Origin of the sequence: Sphaerimonospora cavernae (assembly GCF_042435035.1) — a bacterium.
Classification (GTDB): domain Bacteria; phylum Actinomycetota; class Actinomycetes; order Streptosporangiales; family Streptosporangiaceae; genus Sphaerimonospora; species Sphaerimonospora cavernae.
The window spans coordinates 187,011-205,395 of sequence record NZ_JBHMQT010000032.1 but is presented as its reverse complement, the minus strand read 5'-3'; the positions used below and the strand labels follow the sequence as shown (position 1 = coordinate 205,395).

At 70.2% G+C, this 18,385-nt stretch carries 20 protein-coding genes; 14 read left to right on the top strand and 6 right to left on the bottom strand.

Annotation, left to right across the window (positions count from 1 at the left end; all coding sequences use genetic code 11):
• Window positions 1–16 precede the first annotated feature (16 nt).
• From ACFHYQ_RS14285 to ACFHYQ_RS14265, 5 genes are all read left to right on the top strand, one after another.
• Window positions 17–574 carry a shikimate kinase gene (locus tag ACFHYQ_RS14285; RefSeq protein WP_394301612.1) on the top strand — a complete coding sequence of 186 codons (558 nt, stop codon included), beginning with the start codon at window positions 17–19 and terminating at the stop codon, window positions 572–574.
• Window positions 571–1,647, top strand: a complete 1,077-nt coding sequence (gene aroB, locus ACFHYQ_RS14280; protein WP_394301611.1) for a 3-dehydroquinate synthase — start codon at window positions 571–573, stop codon at window positions 1,645–1,647. The genes ACFHYQ_RS14285 and aroB overlap by 4 nt, the downstream gene beginning before the upstream one ends.
• Window positions 1,644–2,078 carry a type II 3-dehydroquinate dehydratase gene (gene aroQ, locus ACFHYQ_RS14275; RefSeq protein WP_394301610.1) on the top strand — a complete coding sequence of 145 codons (435 nt, stop codon included), beginning with the start codon at window positions 1,644–1,646 and terminating at the stop codon, window positions 2,076–2,078. Before aroB ends, aroQ begins: the two co-directional genes overlap by 4 nt.
• Window positions 2,079–2,111: 33 nt before the next feature.
• A complete protein-coding gene (locus tag ACFHYQ_RS14270; RefSeq protein ID WP_394301609.1) occupies window positions 2,112–2,888 on the top strand; it encodes an SGNH/GDSL hydrolase family protein in 777 nt (258 codons plus the stop codon).
• Window positions 2,889–3,022: 134 nt separating this feature from the next.
• Window positions 3,023–3,853, top strand: a complete 831-nt coding sequence (locus tag ACFHYQ_RS14265; protein ID WP_394301608.1) for an MOSC domain-containing protein — start codon at window positions 3,023–3,025, stop codon at window positions 3,851–3,853.
• On the opposite strand, the gene ACFHYQ_RS14260 is transcribed toward ACFHYQ_RS14265, so the two are convergent.
• Complete coding sequence (locus ACFHYQ_RS14260; protein ID WP_394301737.1) at window positions 3,831–5,897, bottom strand: ATP-dependent DNA helicase; 2,067 nt, start codon at window positions 5,895–5,897, stop codon at window positions 3,831–3,833. The genes ACFHYQ_RS14265 and ACFHYQ_RS14260 overlap by 23 nt on opposite strands.
• 149 nt (window positions 5,898–6,046) lie before the next feature.
• Between ACFHYQ_RS14260 and ACFHYQ_RS14255 the strand changes: the two genes are divergently transcribed.
• Genes ACFHYQ_RS14255 through ACFHYQ_RS14245 form a run of 3 tightly spaced genes read left to right on the top strand, consistent with a single transcriptional unit; the run spans window position 6,047 to window position 7,708 of the window.
• Window positions 6,047–6,991: a hypothetical protein gene (locus ACFHYQ_RS14255; RefSeq protein ID WP_394301607.1), complete on the top strand. Its 945-nt coding sequence runs from the start codon at window positions 6,047–6,049 to the stop codon at window positions 6,989–6,991.
• 53 nt (window positions 6,992–7,044) lie between these two features.
• Window positions 7,045–7,380 carry a YidH family protein gene (locus ACFHYQ_RS14250; protein WP_204017132.1) on the top strand — a complete coding sequence of 112 codons (336 nt, stop codon included), beginning with the start codon at window positions 7,045–7,047 and terminating at the stop codon, window positions 7,378–7,380.
• Window positions 7,381–7,387: 7 nt separating this feature from the next.
• Window positions 7,388–7,708 (top strand): DUF202 domain-containing protein, encoded by a 321-nt coding sequence (locus ACFHYQ_RS14245; RefSeq protein ID WP_394301606.1) that lies wholly within the window; start codon window positions 7,388–7,390, stop codon window positions 7,706–7,708.
• 20 nt (window positions 7,709–7,728) lie between these two features.
• On the opposite strand, the gene ACFHYQ_RS14240 is transcribed toward ACFHYQ_RS14245, so the two are convergent.
• Window positions 7,729–8,844 (bottom strand): ferritin-like domain-containing protein, encoded by a 1,116-nt coding sequence (locus ACFHYQ_RS14240; protein WP_394301605.1) that lies wholly within the window; start codon window positions 8,842–8,844, stop codon window positions 7,729–7,731.
• 87 nt (window positions 8,845–8,931) lie between these two features.
• On the opposite strand from ACFHYQ_RS14240, the gene ACFHYQ_RS14235 reads away from it, so the two are divergent.
• Window positions 8,932–9,567: a TetR/AcrR family transcriptional regulator C-terminal domain-containing protein gene (locus tag ACFHYQ_RS14235; protein WP_394301604.1), complete on the top strand. Its 636-nt coding sequence runs from the start codon at window positions 8,932–8,934 to the stop codon at window positions 9,565–9,567.
• A gap of 37 nt (window positions 9,568–9,604) precedes the next feature.
• Here the strand turns inward: ACFHYQ_RS14235 and ACFHYQ_RS14230 are convergent, their stop codons facing one another.
• Window positions 9,605–10,105, bottom strand: a complete 501-nt coding sequence (locus tag ACFHYQ_RS14230) for an aggregation-promoting factor C-terminal-like domain-containing protein (RefSeq protein ID WP_394301603.1) — start codon at window positions 10,103–10,105, stop codon at window positions 9,605–9,607.
• Window positions 10,106–10,372: 267 nt separating this feature from the next.
• On the opposite strand from ACFHYQ_RS14230, the gene ACFHYQ_RS14225 reads away from it, so the two are divergent.
• Window positions 10,373–10,864 carry a glutathione peroxidase gene (locus tag ACFHYQ_RS14225; protein ID WP_394301602.1) on the top strand — a complete coding sequence of 164 codons (492 nt, stop codon included), beginning with the start codon at window positions 10,373–10,375 and terminating at the stop codon, window positions 10,862–10,864.
• On the opposite strand, the gene ACFHYQ_RS14220 is transcribed toward ACFHYQ_RS14225, so the two are convergent.
• Window positions 10,851–11,855, bottom strand: coding sequence for a LacI family DNA-binding transcriptional regulator (locus tag ACFHYQ_RS14220; protein ID WP_394301601.1), 1,005 nt, complete (start codon window positions 11,853–11,855; stop codon window positions 10,851–10,853). The two genes, ACFHYQ_RS14225 and ACFHYQ_RS14220, sit on opposite strands and share 14 nt — an antisense overlap.
• 115 nt (window positions 11,856–11,970) lie before the next feature.
• On the opposite strand from ACFHYQ_RS14220, the gene ACFHYQ_RS14215 reads away from it, so the two are divergent.
• Entirely contained in the window at window positions 11,971–13,191 is a 1,221-nt protein-coding gene (locus tag ACFHYQ_RS14215) for an ABC transporter ATP-binding protein (RefSeq protein ID WP_394301600.1), read from the top strand.
• Between the two features lie 40 nt (window positions 13,192–13,231).
• On the opposite strand, the gene ACFHYQ_RS14210 is transcribed toward ACFHYQ_RS14215, so the two are convergent.
• Together ACFHYQ_RS14210 and ACFHYQ_RS14205 are read right to left on the bottom strand one after the other, a co-directional pair.
• Entirely contained in the window at window positions 13,232–13,378 is a 147-nt protein-coding gene (locus ACFHYQ_RS14210) for a hypothetical protein (protein WP_394301599.1), read from the bottom strand.
• 10 nt (window positions 13,379–13,388) lie between these two features.
• Window positions 13,389–14,021, bottom strand: a complete 633-nt coding sequence (locus tag ACFHYQ_RS14205) for a class E sortase (protein ID WP_394301598.1) — start codon at window positions 14,019–14,021, stop codon at window positions 13,389–13,391.
• 306 nt (window positions 14,022–14,327) lie between these two features.
• Between ACFHYQ_RS14205 and ACFHYQ_RS14200 the strand changes: the two genes are divergently transcribed.
• From ACFHYQ_RS14200 to ACFHYQ_RS14190, 3 genes are all read left to right on the top strand, one after another.
• Window positions 14,328–15,413: a hypothetical protein gene (locus ACFHYQ_RS14200; RefSeq protein ID WP_394301597.1), complete on the top strand. Its 1,086-nt coding sequence runs from the start codon at window positions 14,328–14,330 to the stop codon at window positions 15,411–15,413.
• Between the two features lie 399 nt (window positions 15,414–15,812).
• Window positions 15,813–16,601 carry a hypothetical protein gene (locus tag ACFHYQ_RS14195; protein ID WP_394301596.1) on the top strand — a complete coding sequence of 263 codons (789 nt, stop codon included), beginning with the start codon at window positions 15,813–15,815 and terminating at the stop codon, window positions 16,599–16,601.
• Complete coding sequence (locus ACFHYQ_RS14190; RefSeq protein ID WP_394301595.1) at window positions 16,591–18,369, top strand: DUF4012 domain-containing protein; 1,779 nt, start codon at window positions 16,591–16,593, stop codon at window positions 18,367–18,369. Before ACFHYQ_RS14195 ends, ACFHYQ_RS14190 begins: the two co-directional genes overlap by 11 nt.
• The last annotated feature ends 16 nt before the right edge of the window (window positions 18,370–18,385 follow it).

The following is an 18,385-nucleotide window of genomic DNA, read 5'->3' as shown; positions in this document are numbered from 1 at the left end:
CAATAAGGTCCTGATCATGAATTCACTCGTGGTTCTCATCGGCCCGCCGGGCTCGGGGAAATCCACGGTCGGGCGGCTTCTCGCCGACCGCCTCGGTGTGCCGTTCCGCGACACCGACAGCGATGTCGAGGCCGTCGCGGGCAAGTCGGTGAGCGACATCTTCGTCGAGGACGGCGAGGCCCGGTTCCGTGAGTTGGAGGCGGCAGCCGTTCGGGAGGCCGTGCACGGCCATGAGGGCGTGCTGTCGCTGGGCGGCGGGGCGATCCTGCATGAGCCGACCCAGGAGTTGCTCGCCGGCCGCCGCGTCGTCTACCTGCGGGTGGGCCTCGATCAGGCGGTCAGGCGGGTGGGCCTCGCCTCCGCCAGGCCGCTGCTGGTGCTCAACCCGCGCAGCCGGCTCAGGAAGCTGATGGAGGAGCGCCGCCCGATCTACGAGAGCCTCGCCGCGATCACGGTCGCCACCGACGAACGCGACCCCGAGGACGTGGCCGCGCAGATCGCGGCCGAGATCGCCCCTGAGGAGAGCGCCGAGACGAGCTCCGAGAAGACCGTCGGCGAAACGGGGGAGCAGTGAGCACGACGCGGATCACCGTGCGGGGCGACAACCCCTACGACGTCGTGGTCGGCACCGGCGTCCTGGGCGAACTGCCCGGCCTGCTGGGCGACGGGGTGCGGAGCGTGGCGGTGATCCACCCGGCCGGGCTGCCGGAGATCGCTCGCCCGGTCTGCGGCGCGATCGAGGCGGCAGGGTACGAGGTGGTCCCGCTGCCGGTGCCGGACGGCGAGGCGGCCAAGAGCGTCGAGATCGCCGCCGGGCTGTGGTCCGCGCTCGGGCGGTACGGCGTGACCAGGTCCGACGCGGTCGTCGGCGTCGGTGGGGGAGCGACCACCGACCTCGCCGGGTTCGTGGCCGCGACCTGGCTGCGCGGCGTGCGGGTGGTGCAGGTCCCGACCACGCTGCTGGCCATGGTGGACGCCGCGGTCGGCGGCAAGACCGGCATCAACACTCCCGAGGGCAAGAACCTCGTAGGCGCCTTCCACCCGCCGGTGGGCGTGTTGTGCGATCTGGCCACGCTGGTGAGCGTGCCGCGCCAGGACTACGTCGCCGGTCTCGCCGAGATCATCAAGGGCGGGTTCATCGCCGATCCGGCGATCCTCACGCTGGTCGAGGCCGACCCGGCCGGCGCCTGCACCCCGGAGGGTGAGCACACCCGGGAGCTCATCGAACGGAAGATCCAGGTCAAGGCCGACGTCGTCGGCGCCGACCTGCGGGAGAGCGGCCTGCGGGAGATCCTCAACTACGGGCACACGCTGGCCCATGCCATCGAACGGGTGGAGGACTACCGCATCAGGCACGGTGAGGCCGTCGCCATCGGCCTCGTCTACGCCGCCGAACTGTCCCGGCTGGACGGCAGGATCGGCCAGGACGTGGTCGACCGCACCCGCTCGATCCTGGAGTCCGTCGGGCTGCCCACGTCGTACCGGCGGGACGCGTGGCCGCACCTGCGTGACCACATGCGAGTGGACAAGAAGGCACGCGGCGCGAAGCTGCGGTTCATCGTGCTCGACGGGATCGCCCAGGTCTCCCGCCTGGAGGACCCGGCCGAGGAACTGCTGGAGGCCGCCTACAGGAAGGTGGCACGGTGAGGCTGGTGCTCGTGCTGAACGGCCCCAACCTGGGTCGGCTCGGCAGCCGGGAGCCCGACGTGTACGGCGCGCAGACCTTCGAGGATCTGGCGGCCCTGTGCCGGGAGACCGGCCGCGAGCTGGGTCTTTCGGTGGAGGTGCGGCAGACCGACGACGAGGCCGAGATGGTGTCGTGGATCCACGAGGCGGCCGACAGCCGCACGCCCGTCGTGCTCAATCCGGCCGCGTTCACGCACTACTCCTATGCCCTGCGTGACGCGATCGCGCAGCGTACGGCGCCGCTGGTCGAGGTGCACATCTCCAACCCCAACGCCCGGGAGGAGTTCCGCCACACCTCGGTGGTGGCGGCGGTGGCGACCGGCACGATCGCCGGTTTCGGCATGCGCTCCTATGAGCTCGCGCTGCGCGCGATCGCGGATACTGAGGAGTAACGTAACGGCAAAAAGACGTTCAGGGCGGGATCGATGGGTTACAGGTCGTACGTGGCGGTCGGCGACAGCTTCACCGAGGGGCTGAACGACCCCGGTCCCGCCGGGACGACGGGATTTCGAGGCTGGGCCGACCGGGTGGCCGAGCGGTTGGCTCAGCTCGAGCCCGGCTTCCGGTACGCGAACCTGGCGGTGCGCGGCAAGCTGATCGACCAGATCATCGAGGATCAGGTGCCCAGAGCCGTCGAGCTGCGGCCGGATCTGGTCAGCCTGTGCGCGGGCGGCAACGATCTGCTCCGGCCGGGTAGCGACCCCGACCGGATGGCCAAGACGTTGGCGGCCGCCGTACGCGACCTGCGCGCCACCGGCGCCGAAGTGGTGCTGTTCACCGGCGTCGACCCGCGCGACATACCGATCATGCGCCGGGCGCGCGGCAAGTTCGCCGTCTTCTACCTGCACGTCCGCTCGATCTCGGATCTGTACGGCTGCCGCCTGATCGACCAGTGGTCGATGCAGGGCCTGCGGGACTGGCGGGCGTGGAGCGAGGACCGCCTGCACATGAACGCCGAGGGCCACCGCCTGGTCGCGGCGAAGGTGCTCGACGTGCTGGGCGTGCCGATCGACGACGACTGGCGCAAGACGTGGCCGCCGCGCGAGTGGGCGGACCCCCGGGCCAGGCGCCGGGAGGACGCGCGCTGGCTCAGGGAGCACCTCGGCCCGTGGATCGGCCGCCGGCTTCGCGGCAGGTCCTCCGGTGACGGCCTCGACCCCAAGCGCCCCGATCTCACCCCCCTCCCCCCACCCCCCGCGTGATCTTGCACTTGCTCGCACACATGCCTTCTGACCTGTGGACACCCCCTTCGTGATCTTGTAGTTTCTTGCTCGCACCCGCCCTGGCCAGCCGAAATTCCCTTCGTGATCTTGCAATGGCGACCTAAAATGCGATCATGCAGCTATCTGACATCCGGATTTATCCGCTCAAGTCAGGGTCTGGGAGCTCCCGAGAGAGCGCGGTGGTCGAACCTTGGGGACTGGCAGGCGATCGCCGCTGGGCCGTGATCGGTGCGGGCGGCGACGACCTCCGGCTCGGCGAGTTCCCCAAGAAGCTCACCGTGACGGCCCGCAACCTCGCCGACGGCGGGTTGGCGCTCACCGCGCCTGGGATGCCGGATCTGACCCTTCCTCCGGCCGAGGGCGGGCAGAGGGTCCCTGTCGGCTTCAGCGGTCTCGATCATGCGGTGCTGGCCGCCCCGCAGGCCCACGGCTGGTTCACCTGGCTGCTGGGTCACCCGGCACGACTCGTATGGCTGGATGACCCACGTCGCCGACCGGTCGCTCCCCGGCACGGCGGGTTACCCGGCGACACGGTGAGCTTCGCTTCCGACGCGCCGCTGTTGCTCACCTCGCTCTCGTCGCTGAAGCGGCTCGACGAGTGGATCATCGAAGGCGCCGCTGAGCGGGGCGAGGATCCCCCTCAGCCGCTCGAAATGGCGCGGTTCCGTCCCAGCGTGGTCATCGACGGCGCCGAGCCGTACGAGGAGGACGGCTGGGCGGAGGTGCGGATCGGGGAGGTCGACTTCCGCGTGACCGTGATCTGCGACCGCTGCGCGGTCACCATGATCGATCCCGCCACCGCCATGAAGGGCAGGGAACCGCTGCGCACGCTGGCGCGGCACCGCAAGTGGGACGGCAAGACCTGGTTCGGCATCCGCCTCGTGCCGCGCAACACGGGCGCGATCTCCGTCGGCGACCCGGTCACGCCCCTGCGGCGGCGCTGAGCCGACCCAGGGCGTCGCGGACCTTGGCCGGGTCGGTGGTGCGCCAGAACGGAGGGAGCGAGCTCAGCAGGAACCCGCTGTATCGCGCGGTCGCCAGCCTCGGATCGAGTACGGCGACGACCCCCCGGTCGTCCATCGAGCGAAGCAGCCGGCCTGTCCCCTGGGCCAGGAGCAGCGCGGCGTGGGTGGCCGCGACGGTCATGAAGCCGTTGCCGCCCTTCGCGGCGACGTGCCGCTGCCGGGCGGAGGTGAGTGGGTCGTCGGGCCGGGGAAACGGGACCCGGTCGATGACGACGAGGGAGAGCGACGGCCCCGGCACGTCGACGCCCTGCCACAGCGAGAGCGTGCCGAACAGGCAGGTCGCCGGGTCGGCCGCGAACTGTTTGACGAGCTGCGACGTGGAGTCGTCCCCCTGGCACAGCAACGGCACCTCCAGCCGCTCGCGCAGGGCCTCGGTGGCGGCCTTGGCCGCCCGCATGGAGGAGAACAGCCCGAGCGTCCGTCCTCCTGCCGCCTCGATCAGTTCGACGATCTCGGTCAGATACGCCTCAGGGAGCCCGTCGCGGCCCGGCTGCGGGAGGTGCGTGGCGACGTAGAGGATGCCCCGGCGCGGGTGATCGAACGGTGAGCCGACGTCGAGACCGGTCCAGTCGTCGGCGCCCAGGCCCCACTGGCGGGCCAGCCCGTCGAACGTGCCGCCGAGCGCAAGCGTCGCACTCGTCAGAACGACCGTCCGCTCGCCGAAAAGTTTGTCGCGCAGCATGCCGCCGACCGACAGCGGCGCCACGCGCAGGGCCGGCGGGATGCGGCCACGTCCGTGCTCGTGCGCAGGATCGAGCCAGACGACCTCGGCCCGGTCGATCTCCGACACGCTCCCCCCGGAGTCGCCGTCGGAACCGCCGCCGGAATCACTCGTCGAGCCGCCCTCCGGCGGCGGCCCGAACGCGTCGAGCATCCGCTGCGCGGTGTCGTGGATCTCGTCGAGCATGCTGAAGGCGGCCTTGCGCGCCGCCGCGTCCTGGTCATCCTTACCTCGCGGGCCCAGGGCCGTACGGCAGGCGGACGCCGCGTCGCGCACCAGCGCGAGTGTCGCGCCCAGTGACCGGGGCAGGTCGTCGATCCGGCCGGGCGGGGCCACGGCGAGCAGGGCGCGCAGGTCCTCGCCCGCCTCCTGAAGGCGGTCGGCCAGCCCCTGTTCGATCAGCCTGCCCACCCGGCGGGCGGCCAGGGCCACGCTGTTCTCCGACAGCTCTCCGGTGACGACCGAGGTCACCCGGTCGACGAGCTCGTGTGCCTCGTCCACCATCACCACGTCGTGGTCGGGCAGGACCGCGAACTCCTCCATGGCGTCGATGGCCAGCAGTGCGTGGTTGGTCACCACGACATCGGCCTCTCCCGCGCGCTCGCGTGCCAACTCGGCGAAGCACTCGCCGCCGCTGGGGCAGCGCTGCGCGCCCAGACACTCCCTGGCGCTCACCGAGAACTGCCGCCACGCCTGGTCGCTCACACCGGGCACCAGCTCGTCGCGGTCGCCGGTCTCGGTCTCGTTCGCCCAGTCCAGGATGCGCTGCACCATCCGACCGGTCGCGCTGACCTCGCGCGGGTCGAAGAGCTGCTCCTCCTCGTCGTCCGGCATGTCGGCGCTCATCTTGTGCCGGCACAGGTAGTTGCGGCGGCCCTTGAGAATGGCGAACTCCGGCCGGTGCGGTAGGTGGGCCTCCAGCGCGTCGGCGAGCCGGGGGAGGTCACGGTCCACCAGCTGGCGCTGCAGTGCGATCGTCGCGGTCGAGACCACGACCGCATCGCCCGTCTCGGCGGAGTGCCGGATCGCGGGCACCAGGTAGGCCAGCGACTTGCCGGTGCCGGTGCCGGCCTGCACCGCGAGGTGCTCGCCGTCCTCCACCGCCTGCTGAACGGCCTGGGCCATCTTGACCTGTCCGAGACGCTCGGCCCCCCCGAGCGCCTTCACAGCGACGGTGAGCAACTCTTCGACGGGCGGCAGGTCTTTGGGCACGGGAAGAACCGTACCCGCTGCCACCGACATTCGTTGCGTGACCACCTGGGCACATCCTGACGTTCCAGAAACCCGACGCCGATCGGCATGGCACACTGAATCCGCACGCTTTCGAGATCAGTGGTGACCTACAGAGGTCGAGTGGACGGATAAGGCCAGGTAAAGGCACTATGTCTGCCATGTCAGAAGTTGTCCCGCTGCCGTCGTTCGGTGAGGTGTTCTTCGACGCCCGAGGTCAGGACCGCGTGCTCCGGGTCACCTGGCACGAAGGCACGCTGGTGCTGAGTCTGTGGCGCGGCGAGATGTGCACCGCGAGTTTCCGGATGCCGATGGCCGAAGTGGACCGTCTGATCGACACCCTCGACGAAGGGCTCGCCGAGGTCGGCGGCCACGATGGCGAGGGCGTCGATGATCCGGCGACCGGACCGTTCCCGGGCCCCCAGATCCCGGATGCCCAAATCCCGGACGCCCAGATCTCGGGTCCCCAAATCCCGGATGGACCGGCCCCTGCGGGCCCAGAGGGATACGCGCCGCCGCACGAGGGTTTTCAGGATCAGGGTTACCGGGATCAGGGTTACCAGGATCAGGTCGCCTACCAGGACCAGGGTTACCAGGACCAGGATTTCCGGGAACACGGGACGTACCAGGACCAGACCGCCGCCTACCAGGATCAAACCGCCTATCAGAGCCAGGCGGCGTACCAGGAGCAGGGCTACCGGGAACAGGCCGGCTACCGGGACCAGGGTTACCAGGATCAGGGCTACCAGGAGCAGGTCGCCTACCGGGACCAGGGCTACCAGGAGCAGGGTTACCAGGACAACACGCCCTATCAGCAGGACCAGGCTCCGTACCAGGACTATCCCGACTACCCGGGCACAGGACAGTACGCTCGGCCGCCGATCCCCCCACCCGTCTCCAACGACGTGCTCGTCGCCCGCGGGGCCTCCGCTCCGGATCGCCTGGTAGCCGCCCCCTCGCCCGAGCCCGACGTGGACCCCGATGACCCCCTCGGCCTCGGCGTGGCCCGGCCGTACGTCCCGGATCCGATGTACGCCACCGGCGAGCGCCTGCGCCCGGACGAACAGCAACTCGGCCAGCGACACGAGGACGACTGGGGACGCTGACGTCCTAACCCCGGTAAATCCAGGGGAAATACGGCAGAACTAGCCTGATTGCCATGGAAGGGAACGAACCCGATCCGCGGTTCACGCTGGCCAACGAACGCACGTTTCTCACCTGGCTCAGCACCTCGCTCGCTCTGAGCGCAGGGGGCATCGGCCTGGCGGTGGCGCCGGCGGACGTCTTCGGATCGTGGGTGCGCACGCCGCTGGCCGTCGTGCTGGTGCTGCTGGCCGCCGTGGCGGCCGGCTCCGCCTATCCTCGGTGGCGGCGAATCCAGGTGGCGCTGCGCCGGGACGAGCCGCTCCCGCCGCCCGCGCTCGCCCCCCTCCTGGGGTACGGCGTGGCGGCCGTGGCGGTGCTGGCGCTCGTGTTCGTCCTCGTGAACAGGTGACTCGACCATGGCGGACAAGGGCCTGCAGAGCGAGCGCACCCGGCTGGCCTGGGTCCGCACGGCGGCGCTCCTGGCCGCCGGTGCGCTGGGTTCGGCGGGGGTGGCGCTGCGCCACGAGGCCCCTGCCTGGATCGTGGCGCCCTTCGCGCTGGCGGCGCTCAGCGGCGCGGTGCTGCTGGTCCGCACGGGCGTCCGGTTCCGGCGGGTGGAGCGGGCGATGCGCGAGGGTCACCCCCTCGACGTCACCGCGGACGCCCGGCTGGCCTGGCTGGGCACGCTGGCCGTGGTCGTCGGCGCACTGGCCGTGGTGATCGCCGCGGCGGCCTGAGCCGTACCGATCACGACCGACTAGTTCCCCTGGGCCGCGTCGATGGTCTCGGCGACCTCCGCGTGGCGTTCGGCCTCCTCGGCGGCGAAGCGCTCGGCGTCCAGCTTGTCGGCGATGTCCTCGTCCTGTTTCATCAGCGCGTCGAGGCTCTGCCCGGCCATCTCCAGCACGCCCATGTCGGCGTAGGCCTGCTGCAGGCGGGGGCTCCACAGTCCGATGTCCTTCACGCACGGCACGATGCGGCTGAACAGCAGCGACCGGAACAGTCGCAGATATTCGGACTGGTCGACGTACCCCATGGCCTCGGCGACCTCCTGCTTGGACAGGCCGAGGTTCTCCCACGTCTCCTGGCCGCGCAGGCGGTCCCGCATGAGGTAGCAGCCCTCGATGACGAAGTCCTCACGCTCGCGCAGTTCGGCCTCGGACAGGCTGCTGTAATAGTCGCGCAGGGCCATCCGGCCGAAGGCGACGTGCCGGGCCTCGTCCTGCATCACGTACGCCAGAATCTGCTTGGGCAGCGGCTTGGTGGTGATGTCGCGCATCACGCCGAAGGCGGCCAGCGCCAGCCCCTCGATCAGCACTTGCATGCCGAGGTAGGGCATGTCCCACCTGGAGTCGCTGAGCGTGCTGTCCAGCAGCGCCTTCAGATGCTTGTTGATCGGGTAGGCGAGCCCGACCTTCTCCTGCAGGAACCGGGCATAGGTCTCGGCGTGCCGCGCCTCGTCCATCGTCTGAGTGGCGGCGTAGAACTTGGAGTCCAGATCGGGTACCGACTCGACGATCCGGGCCGAGCAGATCATGGCCCCCTGCTCGCCGTGCAGGAACTGGGAGAACTGCCAGACCGCGCCGTGCCTGCGCACATCCCGGCGCTGTTTTTCGTCCATCCGTTCCCACAACGGGGTGCCGTAGATCGCGATCGTCTGGTCGGGAATGCCGAGGATGTCGTACGGATCGACCTCGAGGTCCCAGTCAATCCGTTTGACCGAGTCCCACTGCTTGTCCTTGCCCTTCTGGTAGAGGGCGAGCATGCGATCGCGGCCCTCGTCGTACTCCCAGGTGAAGCGGGCGGCGCCGGCCATCTCCACGTCCCAGGTGGAGAGCTCGGCGGGGATGGTGTAGAGCTCGTGCGTCGACACGGGAGCCTCCTTGACGTACACCGTACGTGTACATGTGAGCGTGTCACGTACGCTGTACGTACGTCAACGGCGCGGGAGGAACTGGTCATGCTCAGCCGGGACAGGATCGTCACCGCCGCCATCGCCGTCATCGAGCGCGAGGGCGCCGACGCGGTGTCCATGCGCCGGATCGCCGCGGAGCTGGGTGTCGGGGTGATGTCCCTGTACAACCATGTCCCGAACAAGTCGGCGCTGCTAGACGCGGTGGCCGAGACCGTGCTGTCGCAGATCGAGTTCACCGACGACCCGGCGGCGCACTGGACGCAGCGGGTCCGCATGCAGGCCAGGGCGTTCCGGCAGATCGCCCACCACTATCCACGCTGCACCATGGTCGTGGTGAGTCGGCAGCTCAGGTCGACGGCCGGGCTGCTGCCGGTCGAACGCGCCCTGGCCACCCTGCGTGACGCCGGTTTCGACGGCAGGGAGGCGGTCCAGATGCTGCGTGTGTTCATCGCCTACATCGTCGGCTCCCTGCTGCGTGAGGTGGGGGTCACCCCGACGTTCGCGCCGGTGCGACCCGACATCGCGGTGGCGGAGGTGGACCCGGCCCTGTTCCCCATGGTGAGCGCGTTCGCACCGGATCTGATGGCCTGCGACCACGAGGAGGAGTTCGACTTCGGCCTGGAGTTGCTCGTCCAGACGATGGCCGTGCGGGCGGAGCAGGCCGCCGGGCGAGAGGGGTAGCGGCGGCGCCGGCCGCCCCCGGGGAGCGAGCAGGACGTCAGTACCAGTTGTGGGACCGGAAGTGGCCCCAGGCGCCGCACGGCGAGCCGTACCGGGCTTCGATATAACTCAGCCCCCATTTGATCTGGGTCCGCGGGTTGATCCGCCAGTCGCTCGCGGCCGAGCGCATCTTTCTGCCGGGCAGTGCCTGGGGGATCCCGTAAGCGCCCGAGCCCGCGTTGTGAGCTCGGTGGTCCCAGTTGCTCTCCCTGGTCCAGAGGCTGTCCAGGCACTGGAACTGGTCGCCTGACCAGGAGCGCCGGGTCACGAGCCGGAAGGCGAAGGCCTTGCTGCGCTCCTTGGTGTCAGCCCGGCGGGCCTTCCGGGTGTCCGCCTTGGCCTGGGTCCGCCACACTCCCAGGTGAGCGGCCGAGGGCGGATGGGTCCCCGGGGGGACCCCCTCCCGCGCCCATGTCGGTGGGCAGTTGGCGAAGCCGGTGACGGCGAAGGCGACAACGGCGGTGGCCGCGGCACGTCGCGCGCTTCTGTTGCTGTCCAAGTCGGTCCTTGTCGTCGGGTCGCGTGCGGAGGGCGGGCGGCGGCAGACACCGTGCCCGCCGTGCCGTACCGCGCCCATGGCTGAGCGCGGCCGTCCGCTCGGCCTGCACCGGATCCGGTTTCCCGGTGGGCGCCGCGACGGGTCCTCAGCGGGATTGAAATACGCGCATGCGGCCGTAAGCCCCCGACGCCGGACCGTGCTGGGTGATTCTTTGCCGATCCAGCCCCCTTCGCCGACCCTCGTGCGGGGCGCGGTTAGAGTCACGGCATGAGCATCCTCGAGATCCCTGTGAACACACTGGACGGCGAGTCGGCGACGCTCGGCGATCTGCTCGGCGGCCGGGCCGCGCTGGTGGTCAACGTGGCATCGCGGTGCGGGTTGACGCCGCAGTACGACGGCCTGGTCCGGCTGCGGCAGACGTACGGGTCCCGCGGGCTCACCGTCATCGGCGTGCCGTGCAACCAGTTCAGAGGCCAGGAGCCCGGCTCCGCCGAAGAGATCAGGGAGTTCTGCTCGACGACCTACGGCGTGGACTTCCCGCTTCTGGAGAAGACGGAGGTCAACGGCCCGGGCAGGCACCCGCTCTACGTCGCGCTCACCGAGGTCCCGGACGCCTCGGGGGAGGCGGGGGATGTCCAGTGGAACTTCGAGAAGTTCCTCGTCGCCGCGGACGGCGAGGTCGTCGCGCGGTTCCGCCCGCGTGTCGAGCCGGAGGCACCGGAGATAGTCGAGGCGGTCGAGAAGGTCATCGCGCCCTAGGTCCGCAGCTGGCCCGTACGACCAGTTCGGTGGGCAGGGCGACCGTGCGGGGGCGGCGTCCCTGCCGCAGCGCGAGCTCGGCCGCGCGGTAGCCGAGGTCCTGCGCCGGCCGGGCGACCACGGTCAGCGGGGGAGAGCACAGCTCCGCCCACGGCACATCGTCGAACATGATCAGCGACACGTCCCTCGGTATCCGCACGTCGAGCTCGCGCGCGGCCAGCACGGCCGCCTCGCCGAGCACGTTGCCCCCGGCCAGGAGCGCGGTGACGTCGGGCCGGTTCTGCAGCAGCCCGGCGACCGCCGCGTACGCCGAGTCGCGGCTGGCTCGCGCGTGCACGACGAGTCCCCGATCGGCCGGGACGCCGAGCGAGGTCAGGGCGTCGGTGAAGGCGGCCACTCGCCGCGACTGCCCATGCCGCGCCAGAAACGCGATCTTCCTGTGGCCCAGGCCGATGAGGTACTCCATCGCCGTCAGCACGCCCGCCGCGTCGTCGGCGACCACGCTGGGCACGTCGGCCCGGACCTGGCGGTCGGCGAAGACGACGTTCAGCCCGGCCCGCAGCGCCGGCGCCCAGATTTCCCCGGCCGTCTCCCCGTCGCGTGAGGGGACGGCGATCACCCGGTCCATGCTCTGCTCGATCAGCGCGCCGATCAGTTCGGCCTCCCGCTCGGGGTCGTCGCCGGTGACGCCCACCGTCACCGGCTCGCCGTACGAACGGGCGCATGAGAGCACGCCGTCGGTGAGTTTGGCGTAGAAGGCATCGGTGATGTCCGGGATCAGCAGGCCGATGCCGCCGGTCCGCTGCCGGCGCAGATTGCGTCCGAGTGCGCTGGGGTGGTAGTCCAGCCGCGCGGCGGCGGCCAGCACACGCTCCCGCGTCTGCGCGCTCGCCGAGCCGCCCGACAGGACGCGAGACACCGTCGCCACCCCGACACCCGCTGCCTCCGCCACGTCCTTGATCGTCATACGGCGCTGCATTGGACCGTTCATGGGAACGATTCCATCATAGTTTCATGGCCGAATCAATCGAAATCTTGACACTGACCGGGGTTTCACGGGACAGTTGTGAAAACGTATCCACATCTTCTCTATCCAGGGGGCCGGTATGGCATCGATCGTTCTGAACAAGGTCGACAAGATCTACGCGGGCGGGGTGAAGGCCGTGAACGGCCTCGACCTCGAGATCAGGGACGGCGAGTTCATGGTGCTGGTCGGCCCTTCCGGGTGTGGCAAGTCCACCGCGCTGCGCATGGTCGCCGGGCTGGAGGACATCAGCGGCGGTGAGATCCTGATCGGGGACCGGGTGGTCAACCACCTGCCGCCGAAGGACCGGGACATCGCGATGGTCTTCCAGAACTACGCGCTCTACCCGCACATGACGGTCGAGGAGAACCTCGCCTTCGGTCTCAAGCTGCGCAAGATGTCCAAGCCGGAGATCCAGAAGCGGGTCGGCGAGGCCGCCCGGATGCTCGGTCTGGAGCAGTACCTCAAGCGCAAGCCGGCCGCGCTGTCCGGTGGTCAGCGCCAGCGCGTCGCCATGGGCCGCGCCATCGTCCGTGAGCCGCAGGCCTTCCTCATGGACGAGCCGCTGTCCAACCTGGACGCCAAGCTCCGTGTCTCCATGCGCGCCTCGCTCAACCAACTGCACGAGAACCTCGGTGTCACCACGGTCTACGTCACCCACGACCAGGTCGAAGCCATGACCCTCGGCGACCGCGTCTGCGTGCTGCGCGACGGCGTGCTGCAGCAGGTCGACACCCCGCAGAACCTGTTCGACAACCCGGTCAACCTGTTCGTCGCCGGCTTCATGGGCTCCCCGGCCATGAACGTCACCTACGCCGATCTGATCCGGGACAACGGCGGCGCGGCGGTCGTCTTCGCCGGCTACCGGCTGCCCGTCCCCGACTCGACGTTCGCGGAGAAGCCGGGCCTCGACCGCTACCTCGGCAAGAAGATCATCCTCGGCATCCGTCCGTCGGACTTCGAGGACTCCCGCGCGGCCCACGGCAGCATCGGCGGCTGGGTGCGTGTGCCGGTCCGCGCCAACGTCACCGAGGAGCTGGGCTCCGAGATCAACGTGCTGTTCACGATCGACGCTCCGCCGGTCGAGCACAAGGACGCGATGGCCGCTCAGCACGACGGCGACGAGGAGGAGACCTCGCTGCCGCTGGGCGGCAACAAGTCCCTGTGGACTGCGCGTGTCAACGCCCGCAGCCACGTCCGCCCCGGCCAGGACGTCGAGTTGGTCGTCGACACGCACAACCTGCACTTCTTCGACGTCGACTCCGGCCTGGCCATCGGCCACGAGGCCAACATCGGTCGTTGATCGCAGTTCCCGGCCCGTCCCTTCCAGGGGGCCGGGCCGATCAGATCGCGTCGAGGGGCAGCAGCGGCGTCAGCCAGGGGAACACGACGTACCAGAGCAGCGCCGCCACGGCACCGATCAGCAGCAGGGACACGACCACCCGTGCCGCGGTGCCGCCGGGCAGCCGTCGCCAGATGAATCCGTACATGCCCATCCCCTTATGAGCGCTCCTCGCGGGTGGCGAGCACTCCGTACACGATCAGGCGTCGCTGTGCCGAATACTTCGGGTGGCAGGTGGTCATCGTGATCATCGCCTTCGACGGTCGCAGCGCGGGGTGTCCGGGCACGGGGTCGACGACGGCCAGATCGGTCGGGTCCACGATCTCCTTGTGGTCGACCCGGTAGGTATACCGCGCGTCCGCCGCGTCCACCACGATGTCGTCGCCGCGTCGTAGCTCGTCGACCCGGTTGAACGGCGCCGCATAGGTAGTCCTATGCCCGGATATCACGAAATTTCCTATCTGGCCGGGCATCGCCGTACCGGGGTAATGGCCGGGCCCCTTGCGCAGCTCATCCGCTCCCACGCCCTCGACTATGGCGTACTTGTAATCGGAACCGAGCCGTGGGATGCGGAGCAGCGCGAGGGCGTGGCCGAGCCTGATCCTGCCCAGGGCGTGGCCGCCCCTCTTCCCTGTGGTCTCGCGACTGAACATATGGTCGAGCTGCCGCTGCAGCGTGTGCTGCTGCCCCTCGGTGTAGGAGTCGGTGCCCCAGAGCAGGTACGCGTAGAACAGCAGCAGCACCAGTCCCACGGAGATGCCGAGCTCGCCGATGGCGCGCAGAGTCCTCATGGTGAAGTCAGGTCGGTGAGCACAGGTCGAGTATCGCCTCGTTCGACGGGAGGCGGCGGCCGTTCGCCGGAGATCGGTGAATTCTTTGGCACCGCCGAGGTCGGCGGCATTCCTTGGGAGAGCCGATGCGGACGAAACGCGGGCCGAACGTCAACGAATCGGGAACGGCGGCCGATGATTCGGTAAGCAATAGGTAGATGAGGGAACGGGCCCCGGCCCCGCCGAATATAACTGTTGGCTGGCAAATACGGCACCTGATCGGGGCGAATGCCGTACAGACCTGAACAACAGTTAATGGGAGTCCAGGTGACACGGAAGCATGCGGGACCAATTCTTCTGGCGCTGACGGCCGCGGGCGGCCTCGCGCTGGGCACCAGTGCGATCGCGGTCGCGGCGCCCTGCCCGCCGCCCAAGGCCACAGCGTGGGAGAACACGAGTCTCACCCCGCCGGTCCTCGCCGCGTCGCTGGCGATCTTCATACCTCGGCACGGGCCGGCCGTCTGCGGGCCGAGCCACATCAACCGCGACTGGCCGGTAGGCCCTGGCTGCCGAGGCAACCGGCTGAAGCGGACCGACCACGGCTGCCTCGAGAAGCCCCGATGCGGGGAGGCAGATGAGGGTGGCCGTGCCCACCACTGCCGGAACGACGCCGGCGATCGGGCCGCGTGCAGCCGGCAGGCCACCCCGTGCGGTGACAGGAAGGCCACCGCGACCAGTGGGGTCAGCGAGGAGGCTCCTGCCGGCCCGGCAGACGAGGCCGGGCAGGCGGGCCCAGGCGATGCGAACACCCGAGCGCCCGCGGACGACGGCGCGCGCGCGGGCGAGGAGGTCCATGAGTACGGCGAGGCGTGCGAGGGAGACGGGGCGCGCGAGGGAGACGGGGTGTCGCCCCGGGGCGGCTGCGGGCAACCGGTCCCCGTCCCCTGCCCGAGGAGGCCGGGCAGGGGAACGGCACCGGAAGATCCCGCTGTGGCGTTGTCCGTCGTCGTGCCAGGGGTGGTCACCGGTGGCAGGAACGCCCCCGGACGGCCCGGACAGCCCGAACGAGCCGGACAACCCGGATGGCCGGGACAGGGGAACGCACCCGGGGGGCCGGCTCAGCCGGGGGGACGGCCGGACCCGAGGGACGCCTCCGGGCCGGTGGTGAACCCGCCAGGGGAGACGACCACCCCGCAGGGGGGCTTCACGCCTGCCGGGAAGACGCCGCGGGACATCGCACCGCCACACATCCCCGTGCTGCGGGATGGCGCGCCGTCCGGCCACATCCCCGGAGGGCTGCCGTTCACGGGCGCACCGGCGGGGATCGCCCTGGCGGGGGCAGGCCTGCTCGCCGCGGGCGCCGGCGCCGCCCTGGTCTCCGTACGGCGCCGCCGTTCGGCCGGTGCGAAGTAGGTCAGGTCCCACATATCGCCGAACCCTCGGTCCAAGGTCGGCCGGGAGCCGGGGCGGGTGCGGTTCGTCAATGAACCGGGAACGGTCACCGATCTCTCGGTAAGCATCGTGTGGCGGGGCGGGGCGCTCATTCACGGGACACATATAACTGTCGAGTGGCGAACAAGTCGCCAGCATTTCGGGCGAACTGCGCTATGACCTGAACGACGGTTATCGGGGGTCCAAGTGGCGAGAAATAATACGATACCCATTCTGCTGGCGGTGACGGCCGCGGGCGGACTTACCCTGACGACGGGAGGGATGGCGGCGGCCGCGACCGGTCTGTCGCCGTCCAGTGTCGTGGTTCGGGGGGATACGAGTCCTTATCCGCCCCTCCCCGCCGCGCCCATCGCGGCATTCGTGCCTCCGGCCCAGCAAGTCGTCACGCCGGCTACCCAGCTCCAGTCCGAACCTGCGCAGATCGAGCAGGCGCAGACCAACCCGGTCCTGGTCGACGAGGTGGTCCCGGCCAACCAGGCGGCCCCGGCCGTCCAGGGCAACCCGGGTAACGTGGGCTATCCCGGCTATGGGGGATATCCGGGCTGGTACCCCCAAGGCGGTTTTGGGCAATACATGCCCACCATGTGGCCGGGGAACGGCATGGGCCCGGGAACGGGCGAAAACGGGACGCCAAACGGGACGACGCATCAGGTTACGCCCATCGTCGGGCCGGCGGCGCAGAATCAGGCCGCTCCCGTGGGACCCGCCGTTCAGCCGGGCGTGGAGAACGCTCCGGGGGCGGCCGCCGGACCAGCCGCCGGACCATGGGACGAAACCGCTCCGGGAGTAGCCGCCGGGCCATGGGAGGAGACTGCTCCCGAGGCGGCCGAGCCGGAGGAGTCTGACGATTCCGACGAGTCGGAGGAGGAAGAGGCACCGGATGAGGCCGCCGGGGAGGCGGCTCCTGAAGAGGCCGTCGGACCGGAGGAGATGCCGATGAGTGCCGGACCGATGGGGGCCGGGCCGATGGGTGCCGGGCCCGCGCAGGCCGCCGGGCCGGGAGGCGGCATGCCGGCGAGCATCGCGGGCCGCCTGCCGTTCACCGGTGCGCCGGCCGGGATCGCCGCGGCCGGGCTCGGCCTGCTCGCCGCCGCCATCGGCTGCATGCTGATCTCCGTACGGCGCCGCCGGTCTTCCGGTGCTCGGTAGGAGAAGTCGTCGGGCCGTCGTCATCGGCCTGCCGTCGCTGGCCCTCGGCCTCGTGCTGGCCGGGGGCTGGTCGGCGCACCTCGCGTTGAGCGTGCGAGACCATCTGGAGGCGACCAGGGCCGATCTGCTCCGGCTCCGTTCGGCCGACCCGCGAACCGCGGTGGCGTCCGCGGCCGGAACGCTGGCGGACGCCCGGCGACACGCGGCGCAGGCGCGGCGGATCACCGACCGCCCCGAATGGCGGCTGTTCACCCACGCTCCCGTCGTGGGGGACGGTGCCACGACCACGCGCGGGCTGGCCGAAGCCGTCGCGCAGGTCACCGACGTGCTGGCCGACATCGAACGCGCCGGCGCGCCGCTCATCGAGGTGGGGGCCGAACCCGCGGCCGTCGGTGATCTGCGGCCGATCCTGGCCGGCCTCGACGCGGCGGCGCCGGTCCTCGACCATGCCGTCACACGACTGGCCGCGGTGCGGTCGCTGGTGGCGGGGACGCCGGCGCGGACCGGAGTGGCCGCCCTGGACCAGGCACGCGACACGATGCTGCGTGAGGTGGATCGGCTGCGCGGCTGGGTGCGTACGGGCGCGGACGCCGCCTCGCTGATCCCCCCGATGCTCGGGCGCGACGGCCCGCGCCGTTACTTCCTGGCATTCCAGACCAACGCCGAGGCACGCGGCACCGGGGGCCTGGTCGGCGCGTTCGGCATCCTGACCGCCGATCACGGCAGGCTCGGCATCGAGCGGCTCTCGGCCAACAACGGACTCGCTCTCAGTTCCACCTCTGTCACCGACTTCGGGCCGGACTTCCGCTCACGCTACGGCCGGGGCGCGACCTCCATGCTCTCCGTCTCCAACCTGTCGCCGCATTTCCCGTACGCCGCGGCCACCTGGACTGGACTGTGGCAGCGGAAGACCGGCCGGTCCCTGGACGGCGCCATCGCCACCGACCCGGCCGGCCTCGCCCACCTGCTGGAGCTGATCGGGCCGGTCAGACTGCCCGGAGGCGAGAGGGTGACAGCCGGCAACGTCGTCGACCTCACCGAGCGCGCGGCGTACGTCCGATATCCGGATCCGGCGGAGCGTAAGAGGTTCCTCATCAGGATCGCCGCCGCGGTCAGCGAGGCGCTGGTCAGTTCCAAGGCTTTCGCCGAGCCCGCCCGGGTGCTTCCGGTCCTGTCGGGAATCGTGGAGGAGCGGAGGATCCAGATCTGGAGTCGCAGGGACGCCGAGGAGCGGCGTCTCGCGGCCACCCCGCTCGGCGGTGTGCTGCCGGAGCGGCGGGGGCCGTTCGCCGGATTGGTGATCAATAACTCGGGCGGCACCAAGCTGGACTACTACCTCAAGCGCTCTCTGACCTACACGCTGGGGCCCTGCCGCGGCGACGGGCTGCGCGCCAGCACGGTGAGGATCCGGCTCGCCAACGATGTGCCGCCCGGGAAGCTGCCCACCTACGTCACCGATCGGCTCGACTCCCCGGGACGTTCGCACCCCCCCGGCTCCAACCGGCTGTGGGTGTCGCTCTACGCGGGAATCGGCGCCAGGGCGATCGCGGCGCGCCTCGATGGCCGGCCCGTCGGTTTCTACGCGGAGACGGAACGGTCGCATCCCGTCTACTCGACCGTGCTGGAGTTCGCCCCCCGTCAGGTGAGGACGATCGAGTTCGATCTGCTCGAGCCCGGCTCCACGGTCGCGCCGGTGGTCCCGGTGCAACCGCTCGTCCGGTCTCAGCAGACCGTGATCCGGCAGGAAGGCCAGAACTGCGCCCCCTGACCGTAAAGAACGGCGT

Excerpts from the sequence above, each read along its gene's own strand:
- ACFHYQ_RS14245 (WP_394301606.1), top strand. The coding sequence starts at position 7,388 with ATGGCGGACAAGGGCCTGCAGAGCGAGCGCACCCGGCTGGCCTGGGTC.
- ACFHYQ_RS14255 (WP_394301607.1), top strand. The coding sequence starts at position 6,047 with ATGTCAGAAGTTGTCCCGCTGCCGTCGTTCGGTGAGGTGTTCTTCGAC.
- ACFHYQ_RS14215 (WP_394301600.1), top strand. The coding sequence starts at position 11,971 with ATGGCATCGATCGTTCTGAACAAGGTCGACAAGATCTACGCGGGCGGG.
- ACFHYQ_RS14220 (WP_394301601.1), bottom strand. The coding sequence starts at position 11,855 with ATGAACGGTCCAATGCAGCGCCGTATGACGATCAAGGACGTGGCGGAG.
- ACFHYQ_RS14205 (WP_394301598.1), bottom strand. The coding sequence starts at position 14,021 with ATGAGGACTCTGCGCGCCATCGGCGAGCTCGGCATCTCCGTGGGACTG.
- ACFHYQ_RS14270 (WP_394301609.1), top strand. The coding sequence starts at position 2,112 with ATGGGTTACAGGTCGTACGTGGCGGTCGGCGACAGCTTCACCGAGGGG.
- ACFHYQ_RS14250 (WP_204017132.1), top strand. The coding sequence starts at position 7,045 with ATGGAAGGGAACGAACCCGATCCGCGGTTCACGCTGGCCAACGAACGC.
- ACFHYQ_RS14210 (WP_394301599.1), bottom strand. The coding sequence starts at position 13,378 with ATGTACGGATTCATCTGGCGACGGCTGCCCGGCGGCACCGCGGCACGG.
- ACFHYQ_RS14225 (WP_394301602.1), top strand. The coding sequence starts at position 10,373 with ATGAGCATCCTCGAGATCCCTGTGAACACACTGGACGGCGAGTCGGCG.
- ACFHYQ_RS14285 (WP_394301612.1), top strand. The coding sequence starts at position 17 with ATGAATTCACTCGTGGTTCTCATCGGCCCGCCGGGCTCGGGGAAATCC.
- ACFHYQ_RS14235 (WP_394301604.1), top strand. The coding sequence starts at position 8,932 with ATGCTCAGCCGGGACAGGATCGTCACCGCCGCCATCGCCGTCATCGAG.
- ACFHYQ_RS14265 (WP_394301608.1), top strand. The coding sequence starts at position 3,023 with ATGCAGCTATCTGACATCCGGATTTATCCGCTCAAGTCAGGGTCTGGG.
- ACFHYQ_RS14260 (WP_394301737.1), bottom strand. The coding sequence starts at position 5,897 with ATGTCGGTGGCAGCGGGTACGGTTCTTCCCGTGCCCAAAGACCTGCCG.